Origin of the sequence: Jutongia huaianensis, from assembly GCF_014384985.1 — a bacterium.
Classification (GTDB): Bacteria; Bacillota; Clostridia; order Lachnospirales; family Lachnospiraceae; genus Jutongia; species Jutongia huaianensis.
The window spans coordinates 40,265-55,299 of the sequence record NZ_JACRSX010000004.1; the positions used below are offsets into that span (position 1 = coordinate 40,265).

A 15,035-nucleotide genomic window follows, 5' to 3' on the forward strand; every position below is an offset into this window, starting at 1 on the left:
ATCAACCTCTCTTTCTGCCGGAAGCTTTGCCGGCTGCCTTTTTATAATTACGAAAGCATTTTCTCATCATTCCATACTCATGGAATGTCACTTCCGTCCTTGAAAATCCGGCTCTTTCCAATATGGAAACCGCCTTTTCCAATCTTACCACATCTGAACGCCAATATCCATGTTTATCTAACCAATTTAACTGATCCTGATAATTTTTGCAATCCCCTAAGGAGTTCTGCTTCCGGGCAATTCTTTCCAAATATCTCTGATAGTCCATGATCAGCCTGTCATTCCGGCTGCCCTTCCGGAAACGGATCAGCCAGACAATCTTCTTTCCCAGACGCCGGACGATCAGTATCAGCAACACAGCCGCAACGATTCCAACCGAAACATAACCTGTCGTTTGTTTTAACTGTTCTGCAGCTTCTGAATCATTCTGTCCACCATCTCCATTTGTCGTAGAACCACCGGAGCTTTTTCCTGCTCCCAGAAAATTCAGGATCCTCTGCCACAATCCATTATCCTCCGGCTCCTCCCCGGAGGAAGGCGTAACATCGGCAACCTGCCATCCCATATCCGGATCAAATACCTCCACCCATGCATGGGCACTGGCATCCGTCACATTGGCAGAAACAACTGCTGTTTTTCCCACCTCAGAATATCCTTCATAATAATCCTCATACCTCTGATCATATTTAATGGTTCCTTCTTCGGAAATATCCTCCGGATCAATTCCGTACCCCTCTACATAACGGGCAGGAATGCCTGTATAGCGAAACGCCAGCGTCGCTGCACTGGCAAAATGTGCGCAATATCCCCGCCTGTTTTTTCCAAGAAAATAATTGATAAAATCTGCACGGTACGGTGTTGCTCCGGGCCGGTAGGAATAAGGAATATTATCCTGGAAGTATTGTGCCAGCTTCTGTACGTTATCCGGGACACTATCCATCTCGGATAATCCCGCCTCCTGACACAGCTTTTTAATCTCATCCAGATTATCTTCAGAAATATGAAGCCAGTCAGCCTGTGCCTCCTGACGGTCTGCCTCAGACACACCGATTGCTTTTCCCGACAGGGATGGATAAAAGATATACTCCTGCTGTGTTCCCGGATAAATTTTCTTATTTACCTCTTCCGAGTAATATGGTAAATATACTCCCGCTGCTGCCGCCACGTTTTTAACAATAATTTTTCCTTTTCCCGTTTTCTTTTTGTGCTTTTGATAATTTTTCTTCATCAGCCTCGTAGTAAAATCCGGCTGCTCGGCAACCTTTCTTCCCTGTTCATCTGTCTGTCTCTGCCAGCGGTTGCTGAACGGAAGATAATCGCACCCTGTAAAGGTCTTCAGATAGATCCTGTTTTGTGTGTACGGTGCAAACTCAATGGTCAGATCTGTTTCATAATCATAACGGATCGCATTGACACCACCCAGAGTGCCATTCGTCAGACCTCCCGTATTGGGATAAAAGTTAAACAGCCCCATCAGACCCAGTATGGAAATATTTTCTACAGTCTCCATGGACGCCTTTTTCAGATTACTCGTCCCGCATGCAGACTGATGAAGTGACCTGGGATATATTACAGAGCCTGCCCCCAGAATCACAGCACAGACCAGCACTGCACTGATCACGGCCCTTGCAGCATTTCTGAAATCATATACATAGGCAAATTGCTTTTTTCGTCCATCCCACTGGTACGCATCATCCTGAAAAGTCAGAAGATAATGACCGTTTCCCCGTAGCATAAAGCAGGAAAAAACACCGGCCAAAAACATTATCATATATAAAAATGACGGTTCCTGCTCCAGATAAAGAGGCATTGCAAGCACTCCTGCCCCCAGAATCACAAGCAGGGCACACCGCATTTTCCGGGAAACCATAATATTCACCAAAACACAGCAGATACATCCGATATAACTCATGGAAATCGTAACTGTCACATACGGATCATCAATCTGTTCTCCGTAAGAACGCATGGCATTACTGTCAAAAAAACCGGAAGCTGCCTCTGACAGATCATTGGCAACGGAATAAAATCCACTGTTAATGTATTTTCCAAGAAAATATCCACCTGCCGCAATCACAGCAAGAAAAAGAAGATAGCCTGTGTTCTGCCACAGCTTGCTGTAATATAAAGAAGCACAATACAGAGAACACAAAAACACGATCACATGCATAACAAGCCAGAAACATTCCACATCCAATGCAGACAGATAAGACCCCATCACACCCATAACCAGAAGATACACCACAACACCCTTTACAAAAAGTGTTTTTAACCGGTTTTCCTTGGTCAGCCGTCCCGGACAGATCGCCAGCCCCTCCGTCAGTTCCATTGAATCTGTTAACTCTTTAGCCATTTTCTCTCATCACCACCTGTATCCCGGAATCCTCATTTTCGATACTTAGATATGTCCTTAAAAACGGATAGCTGTTTTTTAAATATACTGTCTGCTGATCATTCAGCCGGACAGACAGCGGCATCGCAAGGATCAAAGCCAGCGCCCGGCGAAGCTCTTCTATGTCACTACAGTGAAACGCATCAAAGGCATATCTGTGCCCATTCCATATCAACAGACAAACCGGAAGATTCTGCCCTACAAATGACGCTGCCACATTTCCGGCACTTTGCAGTAACAGTTCCGATATATCCTTTTCCTGTGACAATGCGATCCGCAATACCATCTGAGAACCGGAAACGCTAATCCGTTCCTTAACCATCAGCTCTCCCTGCTTTGCAGAAATCTTCCAATGAATATCTCTCAGCTTATCTCCCGGAATATACTCCCGGATATCATGAACCTCCGAAAAGTCATGACCTTTTTCCCTGCTTTCCTCAGACTCAGACATTCCCGATAAAAAACCGGAGGTGTCCACGCCTTTCTCTCCGCTGATATCCGGAAGCACCGTAATCTCGCAATAACTTTCTGCCGGGATCACAGCCTCCACAATTCCAAGAAGATCCCTAAGCTTTCCTTCTTTACAACTTATATGGTATTTACCAAGATATTCTGCTTTTAACGGCAGAACTGCTTTTGAAACACCACCCGGCTGTACCGGCATAGAAATTTCCCATAAAGACTTACTCTCCCGAAATACATTTTCTGCTTCCATTGCCAGCATACAGTTCAACGCAAAATAGCGTACCCGGTGCAGCAGGCTGACCTGCAGCTCCGTCTCATCTCCCAGAACAACATTCTGTCCGTATATATATAACCTTACCTGCAGATTCCCGGCCAGATAAAACATTCCATAAACAGACAAAATCCCCACCAAAACTATAACAACAGCCGTCATCAGCAGAAAATAGCTTCTCAGCACAAAAAATGCTCCCAGATCCCCCAAAAACAAAAGCAGATAGCCCACCAGATGTACCCATCGAAAATGCAGATGAATTTTATTTTCCATAAGTACCTCCTAACAGCGGGGACTCTTTACTTGAAGAATCAGCTCCTGAATGCACTCCTCCATGCTTTTCCCTTCTGCTCTCGCTCTGGCTCCCAGCTTGACACGATGTCCCAATACATCCTTTAATACCTTCTGTACATCCTGTGCCGTTACAAAATCCCTTCCTTCAAGACGCGCTATGGCCCGTGCCATACGGAGAAGAGCGATCGTTGCTCTCGGACTGGCTCCCTCTGCAAAAAACTCCGTTTTTCTGGTTTCCTCCACCAGTGATACAATATATTCATAAATCTCGTCGTGGACGTAAATCTGTTCTGCCTCTCTCTGCAGCTCCTTCAACTCCTCAATGCTAAGTACTCTCTGTCGTTTGTCCGTCTGTTTCCAGACTTCTCCCTTTAAAATAGAAACCGCATCCCGGTGGGACGGATATCCCATGGAAAGACAGATCATAAAACGGTCCAGCTGGGATTCCGGCAAAAGCTGTGTACCGGAAGATCCACTGGGATTCTGTGTCGCGATCACAAAAAACGGGTCCGGCAGCTTCCAAGTTTTGCCCTCGACACTTGCCTGTCGTTCTTCCATAACCTCCAGAAGTGCCGACTGCGTCTTGGGCGAAGTACGATTGATCTCATCCGCCAGAAAAAGATTGCAAAATACAGAACCCGGATGAAAGTCAAACTTTCCCGTTTTGTTGTCATACATGGAAAAGCCCAAAATATCACTTGGCAGCACATCCGGCGTAAACTGTACCCTGTGATACACAAGCTCCAGAGTTTTTGCAAAAGTAGTGGCAAGCGTCGTTTTTCCTACTCCCGGTATATCCTCCATCAGGATATGTCCCCCGGCGATCATCGCCGCAAAAACCTTCTTGACCACATCCTCTTTTCCCTGAATCACCTGATTCACTTCCTGCTGCACCTGCAATAATTTTTGCTGCTCCATCTCCATCATCCTTCCAACATTTTGTTTACCAGTAATCTGTCGCAGACTCTATTTCTATCTTCTGATCTGCAGGATCACTGATTCTTCAACGAATCCAGTTCCTTTCTGGAATCCTCCGACAGGCTGTCCATCAATGTATGTCCACTCTGTTTCTGCTCCTGCAGTCGGGAAACAACACCCTTCTTTACGGACGCCACTTCCTTTTCAAACTCTCTGGCCGAGATCAGACCACATCCCTGGCCCCGGATAATGATCTGCTCCAGACCATCCGAGGTTGCCACGGTGACATCATACTTCCTGCCATTTTCATGAGCAAATTTCTCAATAAACTGATCTGCAGTTTCTGCTTCCTTCGTATATACCACATGAATATTATGGTAATCCGATATCTCAGTCGGGTGCCCTTTGACACGGTACGCATCAAACACCACGATCAGATGACATTTCCGGATTCCCTGATAATCACATAAAATATCCATCAGTCGCCCTCTCGCCCCGTCAATATTTACCTTGGCAAGCTCATTTAATTCTTCCCATGCAAAGATTACATTATAACCATCCACCAGAAGATATTTTTCTCTTTTTATGGCCGGTTTTGCATTTCCCTGTCCATATTCCCGGACCTGCGCCTGTTTTGTCTGTCTTTTTCGATGTGCGATCCCTTTATGTGGTGTAAATCCTTCCTTCCGATTTGCATAGAAGGTTCTGTCCAATATCCGGTCCACTTCATCCACACCGATCCACTGTTCGGAGCTTTCCTGTTCCCGGCTGCGGCGCATCTGATACTCCTGCCAGACCGATTCCTCATCCGGAGTTTCTCCTGAAGCACCCATCACGCTTTCGACATGCATATATTGTGGCACTTTATCCCACTCCACATAAAAGCCGGAGCCATGACTGCAAAAAACGGACCCGGTAGGATTCGCCATATCTTCCTCTGGTATATAACCAATTTCGTCCACAATCTCCTGCGCATTATGACACGGACCATATCCTCCTGTAACGCACGAGAAGCTCCCCTCTCCCCTGGTATAAGCAGCTACCTCCTTCGCATAATCCCAAAGGGTGGACACCGGCCCCCGGCCCTTAAGAAGTGCGCGGTTTCCATCAATCTCCGGTGCTTCTGTTTCCGCCTCTCTCTGGCTCATATCTGTCATAGCTCTCCCCACATGCTCCGATGGCAGCTCCAGCACAAAATCATAATAAGGCTCCAACAGAATAGACTGCGCCTGCATCAATCCCTGACGCACAGCGCGGTAGGTTGCCTGCCGAAAGTCTCCTCCCTCGGTATGCTTCAGATGGGCTCTTCCTCCCGCCACTGTAATTTTCACATCAGTTAGTGGCGATCCGGTCAGAACTCCCCGATGTGTTCTTTCCTCCAGATGTGTCAGGATCAGACGCTGCCAGTTTTTGTCCAGCATCTCCTCACTACATCCCAGTATAAACTGCATTCCACTTCCGGGTTCTCCCGGCTCCAGGATCAAATGCACCTCTGCATAATGACGAAGCGGTTCAAAATGTCCGATGCCCTCTACACGATCCGCAATGGTTTCTTTATAAACGATCTTGCCGGCACCAAAAACCACCAACACATCGAAACGTTCCCTAATCTGCCTCTGCAGGATCTCAAGCTGTACCTGTCCCATCACCTGCACCTGAATCTCCTGTAGCTCCTCCGACCACAAAACATGCAGCATGGGATCCTCTTCCTCCAGCATCCGCAGCTTTGGCAGAAACGCCGCCGGATGAACCTCCTGTGGGAGGATCATCTGATACGTCAGCACCGGCTCCAGAACAGGCTCCGGAGAATCCTTCTCCATGCCAAGTCCCTGACCGGGATATGTCCCTGTCAGACCGGTCAGAGCACAGATACAGCCCGCCTCTGCCACATCCACTGTCTCATACTTCTCTCCGGAATAGATCCGGATCTGATTTACCTTTTCTGCAATCTGCCCGTCCTCTGCATTTTTCGGCAGATAAGAAAGTACATCCTTAACTTTTAATGCTCCTCCGGTAATCTTGACATATGTCAGGCGATTTCCCTGAGTGTCCCGGAGGATTTTAAACACCCTTGCACCAAGTTCTGTACCAAATTCGGGACACATACCATAATTTCTGATTCCATCCAACAGACTCTTTACACCATCCATTTTCAGTGCGGATCCAAAATAACACGGAAAAATCTTTCTCTCAACGATCAGTCTGGCGATGTCTCTGTCCGATATTTCTCCCTGCTCCAGGTATTGATTCAATAATGCTTCTTCACAAAGAGCAGCACTCTCATAAATGCTGCTCTTGTCTTCTGTCCCGAAATTCGTACAGTTATCCGATAATTTTTCTTTTATTTCTGTCATCAGACCAGCCGGATCTGTTCCCTGCTGATCCATTTTATTGATAAAGAGATAAGTTGGCACCTGATAGCGCTCCAGAAGCTTCCAAAGTGTCCGGGTATGTCCCTGCACCCCGTCCATGCCACTCACCACAAGAATGGCGTAATCCAGCACCTGAAGGGTTCTCTCCATCTCTGCAGAAAAATCCACATGCCCTGGGGTATCTAACAGGGATATCTCCAGATCATCCGTCCGAAGCATTGCCTGCTTCGAAAAGATTGTGATTCCCCGTTCTCTCTCCATCTCATAGGTATCCAGAAAGGCATCTCTGCTGTCCACCCGTCCAAGCTTACGGATCACGCCGCAGGTATACAGCATTGCTTCTGACAATGTGGTTTTTCCTGCATCAACATGTGCCAAAATACCAATACATAATCTCTTTTTGTTCATGTAATTTAAATCCCTCTGCCACTATTACTCTAATTCTTTTAAAGCATCTACAGTAATCTCTCACTGCTCCTTCACCTTTTCAAACAATTCATCTATTCATAAACCGTTCCCATACTTCCACATCATGTTTGGCATATACTTTCGCCAGATATGTTCTCTCATTGGCATCCAGATATATTTCATACTCATATGGAAGCTCTCCTTCTGCCGGTCTGCGCAGGATCTGATAGACTGCTCCTCCCGCCATCTCCTCCATCCATTTCGGATACTCCTCCGGGGTCAGTTCCTGATCCTCCACACTCTTGGTAAAATTGCCATCGGCATCATACAGCTTATAACCTTCCTCTATGATCCGGTCAATCTCTACCTGCTGAAGCTGCAGCGTCAGTTCATTGGTTCCCATCTTACGGATATCCCGGTTACAGGAATTATCCGGCAGGATCGTAACATATCCCAGCTCCAGGTAAAGATGACCATTTTCCATATGAATCTGTCCCACATCTGCATCCTGAAATTCAAAGTTCTCCCACTCATCCACCGTACGGTATCCCATGATCGTTTCCTCATCTTTCCTTTTTCATTATTGACCCCTCTGATCATCATTTCCGTCAGAGAAGCACTGAAAATCAGAAGCTTTTAGTGATGGAACAGGCGGATACCGGTAAAGCTCATAGCTATGCCATGTTTGTTACATGCCTCGATCACTTCTCCATCACGGATAGATCCGCCCGGCTGTGCAATAAACTTCACGCCACTCCGGAATGCACGCTCAATATTATCACTAAATGGGAAAAACGCATCGGAGCCAAGAGTCACATCGGTCGCTTTGGAAAGCCATGCTTCTTTCTCTTCCTTTGTAAATACCGGCGGCTTCTCGGTAAAGACTCTCTCCCATTCTCCGTCTGCCAGTACATCCATGTAATCCTCGCCAATATAAAGATCAATGGCATTGTCGCGGTCTGCTCTCTTCATTCCATCCTTAAAAGGAAGTCCCAGAACCTGTGGAGACTGTCTTAACAGCCAGTTATCGGCCTTACTTCCGGCCAGTCTGGTACAATGAATTCTGGACTGCTGTCCTGCGCCGATTCCGATTGCCTGTCCATTCTTTACAAAGCAGACAGAATTGGACTGTGTGTATTTCAGAGTGATCATTGCGATCGCCATATCAACCTTTGCGGAATCCGGAATGTCTTTATTCTCTGTTACCACATTGCTGAAGAAATCCTTGTCGATATTTAATTCATTTCTTCCCTGCTCAAAGGTAATGCCAAATACCTCCTTATGCTCTATCGGATCCGGCTCATAATTTTCATCAATCTGGATAACGGCATAATTGCCCTTTTTCTTCTCCTTGAGAAGCTCCAGTGCCTCCGGCTCATATCCCGGTGCAATAATACCGTCCGAAAACTCTCTCTTGATCATCTTGGCTGTACAGACATCGCAGACATCAGAAAGCGCAATGAAATCACCATAAGAAGACATTCTGTCTGCGCCTCTGGCTCTCGCATAAGCAGCAGCAAGAGGCGTCAGCTCTCCGAGATCATCCACCCAGTAAATCTTTGCCAACACATCAGACAGCGGAAGTCCTACTGCAGCACCGGCAGGAGATACATGCTTAAAGGAGGTTGCTGCCGGAAGTCCGGTTGCTTTCTTTAACTCACGAACAAGCTGCCAGCCGTTAAATGCATCCAGGAAGTTAATATATCCCGGTTTTCCATTGAGTACCTGGATTGGAAGCTCGCCCTCTTTCATATAGATTTTGGAAGGCTTCTGATTTGGGTTACATCCATATTTTAATTCTAATTCTTTCATTGTCATTATCCTTTCTTGTATTTTAATTATTTATTTTTGTTGATAATGCGTGACTTGCACTTTCCTGTTGCAATATCAATATAGCGTACAAACAAAGATACCTTATTGTCCTCATTCAGACTGCTCCAGAGCATCTCCGCAAAGGCATCCATATCGTCCATCATCTCCACCAGCTTTGGCTCTCCCTCAAAGCTCGGAAGTGGATTACCATCGCCCATATATGTATGAATAAAATGTCCCTCACCGGCTACCGGATTGCTATAGGCGAATGTATAACGGTTGCAGGCATCCGGATTGCCATTATTACTCTTCAGAATGGACATCGCATAATTGTACTCCCCGTTCTCTACATGCATAATACCGGAAATTCTCGGTGTGTAGTTTGGTGCGTCCGGCTCAAACTCTCTGGTGCGGAGTGCCTGCTCAAAGGTCTGCTGCTTGTCCATAAGCTCATAAATTGTATCTGTCTGATCTCCGTTTGTCACGATGGTTTTGTTTCCAAGAACACGAACCGGTGCATAAATGATCAAACTCGGATCACTGAGCTTAGATGGATCAAACGCCTGTGTCCGGATTCCCTCTCCATCCTCTACAAAGACACGGTTACGGCTGTTTTCGCTTCTGCCCATAATGAAATATGCGGTCGCTGCATATTTGCCATTCGGAGTCTTGCCGATCACAATTCCTCTGCCCGGATACGCATTTCCTGTAAGTTCCTTCTGTAATGATAACTTCTGCATAGTAAACCTCCTATGTTCTTAAAATATAAAAACCGCCCGAACAACCCTTGCGGCTGCCCAGACGGTCGGCTTTTCCTATTCCTCATGCTTCCCGCAGGTTCTCCTGCTTGTTCCGTCAGTCACATGAAGTTCTCTTTCTATATTAGAATAACTGATTCTTGATCATTTGACAAGTCCAAACCATTATAAAATAAACATATATTTTCCATTACTACATTGTCATTTCTTTATTTGCTGATATCCTGCATGGAAATAATGATCCATTCTCCCTGCTGTCTAGTGCATGTATAGCAGTAGCTCTGTTTTACAATTTTGGAAGACTTATCCGCATAAGATACCTTAATGGCCTCCTTGGAATCTATCTGTATCTCGTACTCACCACTGACTCTCACAGCAGATGCCTCAATACTTTTTGCCTTTTCCCGGATTCCCCGTTTATGATAATTCAGTGCCAGATTCCGCTGCTGTCTATACATTTCCGAATCTTCACTCACAACCGTTTTCAGCCGGTCCGTTTTTCCGCTGTTGACTGCTTTGGTAAAGCACCCCACATAATTTTCAAAAAGCTTCTGACAATCTGTCATATCCTGCTCTGACAGTTCCCCTGGATCTGTTTTGGCTGTCATGCTTTCTGCCGGCAGTATACCACTTGTCTGATTCATTACCAGTGGATTGTCCATTAGGCGGATTCCCAAATGATCCTGAAGCTGCTCTGCCCATCCTTCTTCTCCCGGATTTTGCATTAACAGCACATTATTATCTGCAGCATTTCCTGTCTGTGTTCTTTGTTCTGCTGCTTTATCGGAATTTTCTTTTCCCATAGCCATTCCTGCCCCTGCGCTGCAGGTCAGTAGAACTGCGATGCTGACAACCGCCACCACCGGAATAGCGATCCATCTGGAATATTTCTTCGGCTGGCTGATGGCGAGAATCCTGCGTCTCATCTCCCGCCCCTTCCGGCTCATAGGCATCATAGAATAGCGGAAATCCCCCCAGTGCTGTTCTCCTGCGATCTGTATCAGAAGAGAACCATATGCAAGACGTTTGTCTTCCCCCAGCAGACGGATCACCGTCTCGTCACAAAACAGCTCCGCATCCTTTTTGGAATAACTGACAGCGATCCACACAAAGGGATCAAACCAGTACACCGAAAGCAGTAAAATCCGCAGCATTGCCCAGAAATAATCCCGGTGCAGATAATGAACATATTCATGCAGCACCATCTGCTCTATCTCCTCCTGCTGTCTGTCAAGCAGACTCTCCGGCAGATAAATAACCGGCCGGAAAACGCCATACAGACATGGTGTCTGTAACACCTTTGTTGCATAAACAGCAACATTCCCCCGGTGTCCCAGATATCTCCGATCCGCTTTCAGACGACACAGCAGACTCATATTAGACCACACAAAAAAGCAAAGCACTATTCCGGAAATGCTGATCCAGCCTGCAATACAAATCCGTCCCCACGGCAGACCTTTCAGCCTTGTGTTCCATGAAGATGTTGTATGTTTCCCCTGATACATCATCTTCACCTGTTCTGTGCTTTTTCCATTTTCAGCGGCCGGAAGCTCTATGTGACCGACGGAATTCTTTTTTCCTGCCGCTTGTGATAAATCCTTCTGACGATCCGGCATCAATGCCGCTGCAGTATCCTTTCCGGCCACCTGGGAAAGCTGTGTTTTCTCCGCTTCCGATGCTTTCCATGAAGACACCACATCTGATACCATTGTACCGATGCCAAAGGGGGTCGGAATAATATTGACCGGCACCAGAAAACGCAGTGCTGCCACCAGCCATAACGCATAAACCGCTGCATAACTGATCTTCCCGGTGAACGCCTTACGGATTCCCAGGATCATTAATACAAGAAGAGATGACTCCAGCATCCATAACCCAAATTCTGCCATTCTCTCGCCTTATCCTTTCCACTCACATTACTTCTTTTTCTTCTGCTTTTTCTGTGTCTTTTTTTCTGCTGCCTTTAAGATTTCCTGAAGCTCCTGAATATCCTCTGCCGACAGATCATCCTGACGAACAAGGGCACTCATCATCATCCCCACACTGCCATCATAAATGCGCTGCAGAAAATCTCTGGTCTCCTGCACAACTACGTCCTGCTTGTCCACTTTCGGAAAGAAATATTTCGTCTTCCCATTCTCCTCATAGCCGATGAGTTCCTTTTCTGTCATGCGCCGTACCATGGTAGCACTTGTGCTTTTGCTCCATCCGGCACTTTCCTTTAAAAGAGGAACAAGCTGCATCAGAGATAACGGTCTCTTTTCCCAGAGGCAGTTCATAACGTACCATTCACTGTTCGTTACTTTCACTTCTTCTTTCACGATTATAACCAAACCTTTCTATATAGTTCTACATTGTCAACCACATTCTATATTATATAGTTTAAGATGTCAACCACTTTCTTATATTTTTCCGTCACAAAAATTTTTTCAAAATATGGTTGACAACTTAAACCGAAAAATGTATAGTTTGGTTTACAAAGTAAAACAACAGGAGGTTGACACATTATGACTCAGACAAATGAACTTACCAGACAACATCTGCCAAAGAAAAAGGGACTTGATATGTTAAAAGGGATTGCCATTTCCGGTATCTTCCTTTATCATCTGATCCCTTCCGTTTTTCCCGGTGGATTTCTCGGTGTCCCTCTGTTTTTTGTTCTTTCCGGATACCTGATGTATACCACTTCCGTACCCTATTTGGAAACAAACTCCTTCCCGGCACTGGATTACTATAAAAAACGGATTTCCCGCCTGATACCACCTCTGTTTCTGATGGTCATGCTGACCTGCTGTGTGATGACTTTGACCCACAGCCGTCAGATGATCGGAATCCGGGAGCAGATCCTAAGTATCTTTCTTGGATATAACAACTGGTGGCAGATTGCACAGGACGCCTCCTATTTTTCCCGGCTCACCGGAGCCTCTCCCTTTACTCATCTGTGGTTTCTGGGGGTAGAAATGCAGTTTTATCTGATCTGGCCACTCCTCTTCTATTTATATAAGAAGAGCTTTCGCCTGCCTGGCAGAAAAAGAGCCTGTTTTTTCTTTCTGATACCGGCTTTTCTTTCCCTTGCAGCCATGATCTGTCTCTATCACCCCGGCAGCGATCCATCCCGTGTCTATTACGGGACAGATACCATGGGATTTACCTTGTTCCTTGGTATGTTTCTTGGAGCATTACGTCACAATTATCCTGTTTTGTGTACACCGGTCAGCAGGAAACGACAGCTTCCTGTTTTCTCCGGGATGTTTGGGATCACACTGCTATTGTTTCTGCTGGTAAAGGGCAGTAACTCCTTTTTGTATCTGGGAGGCATGTTTGTGATCAGTGTCTTTTTTGCCGTGATGATCCTCTTTACGGAAAACCAGAGGACTCTGGCTCAGGAGCTCCCCCTTGCCAGCCAGACAGCCCTCCTCGGCAAGTACAGCTACAACATTTATCTATGGCATTACCCGGTCATCGTTTTACTCCTGACCGCGTTTCATTAAAGTTTTAAAAGAACTCAATAATTCAATTAAAGAAAGGAATGTAATATTATTATGAAAAAGAAAAATAACCGTTTTATGAACTCCCTGAAATCCCTTGGCTCTGCCCTTCTGGTCATTGCCATTCTGATCGCTTCTTACGGTATCTATCATGCTCCCACATCAGATGCGTCCCAGCTAGAAGCAGAGCTTGAAAAAAATGAACAGGAGCTTGCCAGAGAAGAGGCCACCCCTGCCGGTTTTCCTTCAAAAACACCAGCCGGTACGACCGCTACACAGACCGCTGCCGCGACCGGAACTCCCGACATTTCGCAGTCCTCTTTGTCCGTCATCGGAGACTCTGTCTTTCTCGGTGCCGCTCCTGCCTTCAAAAAACTGTACAAAAATGCAGTCATCGATGCCAAGGTGTCCCGCCAGGTAGTTCAGGCACTGGATATTGCAAAAAATCTGGACAAAAAAGGAAAGCTTGGAGACACCGTCATCATTGCTCTGGGTACCAACGGTAATTTCAACTCCGCCACCGGTCAGAAGCTCATCGACTATCTCGGACCGGACCGCACCATCTACTGGATCGATGCCTACGGCCGCGATCTGCCGAGTGCAAAAGACGTCAATAACACGATCCGACGGGTAGCAGAGGCGAACAATAATGTTCATGTCATTGCCTGGTCAAAGGAAGGTCCAAAACATCCGGACTGGTTTTATCAGGATGGAATTCACCTGAACATCACCGGTCAGAAAAAATTTGCAAAATTTGTCCGGAAAAATATGATCACAGAATAAAACATCCCCTTACAGTCCATTATCATTTTAAGTTTTTTAATGAAAGAAATGTTTTTTGTGACAAAGTGCCAGCGAACTCAGGACTGTTACCACACTCAGTCCCACCACCGCCGGATAGCCATATTCCCATTGAAGCTCCGGCATATAAGTAAAGTTCATGCCATACCATCCGGCGATCAGGGTTAGTGGCAGAAATATTGCGGTGACAATGGTCAGAGATTTCATGATCTTATTCTGACGGATCTCAATCTGCGCCTGATATACTTCCCTGACCTGTGTGGAATATTCCCGCAGCATCCCGGCTTCCTGATGAAGCCGTCCGATCTTTTCCCGCAGCAGACGGATTCCCGCCAGATCTTCTCTTGAAAAGATTTTGAGATCATTTTTTTGCAGAACATCCGTCACATCCTGAAGCTGCAGATAATAATGGGAATACCGGAGGATTTCCTTCCGGCACCGTATAAGTTTCTGGTCAAACCGGCTGATATTACCGGACAGCACCTCATCCTCCAAATGAGTCAGGCGCACCTCCAGACCGGAAAGCTTCTCCAGATCATCCTTCAGCAGACACTCCATAAAGCCTACCCACACAGTTCCTGTGCCGCCTTTCTTCTGAAATGTTTTTTTCAGACGGCACAGGATATTTTTTGCCGTTTCTCCTTCTTCGATCAGATATAAATGATCCGGATCCAGCACAAAGGTAAACTGCGTTCTCTGCTTTTCCAGAACCGGCGAAAGGTACGTTCCATATAAAAAACGCAGATGTACCTCTGCTTTACAGAAATGAATCCGGGATGAGACGGCAACCGACGGATAACCCAGAGACTGCAAAAAGACATTTTCCATCGCTTCTTTCCCGCAAAGCACCGCCAAAACCGCTGCCTTCCCCCCTGCGTCTCCCTGTTTGTCTTGTTTTTCCATCGTAAGCTCTATAAGACCATTTTCTATATCATAATAACTGGCCAACTATGTCCCACCTCCCTTCCAATGATCCGGTACCTATAAATACCGTTCATCTGACCTGCGGCAATACGGAAACAGTTTACCCGATTTCCTGCAAAAATATCCCAACCGCTC

At 46.2% G+C, this 15,035-nt stretch carries 11 protein-coding genes, 1 pseudogene and 1 riboswitch; of the genes and pseudogenes, 2 read left to right on the forward strand and 10 right to left on the reverse strand.

Annotation, left to right across the window (positions count from 1 at the left end):
* Window position 1: 1 nt before the first annotated feature.
* The 9 genes and pseudogenes from H8704_RS05005 to H8704_RS05045 form a co-directional block, all read right to left on the reverse strand.
* Entirely contained in the window at window positions 2-2,350 is a 2,349-nt protein-coding gene (locus tag H8704_RS05005; RefSeq protein ID WP_249297559.1) for a transglutaminase-like domain-containing protein, read from the reverse strand.
* 346 nt (window positions 2,351-2,696) lie between these two features.
* Window positions 2,697-3,398 (reverse strand): annotated as a pseudogene (locus H8704_RS05010) (DUF58 domain-containing protein); the annotation flags it as partial.
* A gap of 9 nt (window positions 3,399-3,407) precedes the next feature.
* Entirely contained in the window at window positions 3,408-4,337 is a 930-nt protein-coding gene (locus H8704_RS05015) for an AAA family ATPase (RefSeq protein WP_118689364.1), read from the reverse strand.
* Between the two features lie 74 nt (window positions 4,338-4,411).
* Window positions 4,412-7,117, reverse strand: a complete 2,706-nt coding sequence (locus tag H8704_RS05020) for a translation factor GTPase family protein (protein WP_249297560.1) — start codon at window positions 7,115-7,117, stop codon at window positions 4,412-4,414.
* An 88-nt stretch (window positions 7,118-7,205) separates the two neighbouring features.
* Window positions 7,206-7,670: a hypothetical protein gene (locus H8704_RS05025; protein WP_249297561.1), complete on the reverse strand. Its 465-nt coding sequence runs from the start codon at window positions 7,668-7,670 to the stop codon at window positions 7,206-7,208.
* 83 nt (window positions 7,671-7,753) lie between these two features.
* The gene (locus tag H8704_RS05030) at window positions 7,754-8,929 is read right to left on the reverse strand and encodes a phosphoribosylaminoimidazolecarboxamide formyltransferase (RefSeq protein ID WP_249297562.1); all 1,176 of its coding nucleotides are present in this window, start codon (window positions 8,927-8,929) and stop codon (window positions 7,754-7,756) included.
* Between the two features lie 26 nt (window positions 8,930-8,955).
* Window positions 8,956-9,669: an IMP cyclohydrolase gene (locus H8704_RS05035; protein ID WP_022463951.1), complete on the reverse strand. Its 714-nt coding sequence runs from the start codon at window positions 9,667-9,669 to the stop codon at window positions 8,956-8,958.
* Window positions 9,670-9,717: 48 nt separating this feature from the next.
* Window positions 9,718-9,802, reverse strand: a riboswitch (ZMP/ZTP riboswitch).
* A 94-nt stretch (window positions 9,803-9,896) separates the two neighbouring features.
* Entirely contained in the window at window positions 9,897-11,576 is a 1,680-nt protein-coding gene (locus tag H8704_RS05040) for a M56 family metallopeptidase (RefSeq protein ID WP_249297563.1), read from the reverse strand.
* Window positions 11,577-11,603: 27 nt separating this feature from the next.
* Window positions 11,604-12,008: a BlaI/MecI/CopY family transcriptional regulator gene (locus H8704_RS05045; RefSeq protein WP_022463953.1), complete on the reverse strand. Its 405-nt coding sequence runs from the start codon at window positions 12,006-12,008 to the stop codon at window positions 11,604-11,606.
* 186 nt (window positions 12,009-12,194) lie between these two features.
* Between H8704_RS05045 and H8704_RS05050 the strand changes: the two genes are divergently transcribed.
* Together H8704_RS05050 and H8704_RS05055 are read left to right on the forward strand one after the other, a co-directional pair.
* Window positions 12,195-13,178 carry an acyltransferase family protein gene (locus tag H8704_RS05050; protein WP_249297564.1) on the forward strand — a complete coding sequence of 328 codons (984 nt, stop codon included), beginning with the start codon at window positions 12,195-12,197 and terminating at the stop codon, window positions 13,176-13,178.
* A gap of 51 nt (window positions 13,179-13,229) precedes the next feature.
* A complete protein-coding gene (locus tag H8704_RS05055) occupies window positions 13,230-13,958 on the forward strand; it encodes an SGNH/GDSL hydrolase family protein (protein WP_249297565.1) in 729 nt (242 codons plus the stop codon).
* A gap of 36 nt (window positions 13,959-13,994) precedes the next feature.
* On the opposite strand, the gene H8704_RS05060 is transcribed toward H8704_RS05055, so the two are convergent.
* Window positions 13,995-14,924, reverse strand: a complete 930-nt coding sequence (locus H8704_RS05060) for a magnesium transporter CorA family protein (protein WP_022463956.1) — start codon at window positions 14,922-14,924, stop codon at window positions 13,995-13,997.
* Window positions 14,925-15,035: the final 111 nt, after the last annotated feature.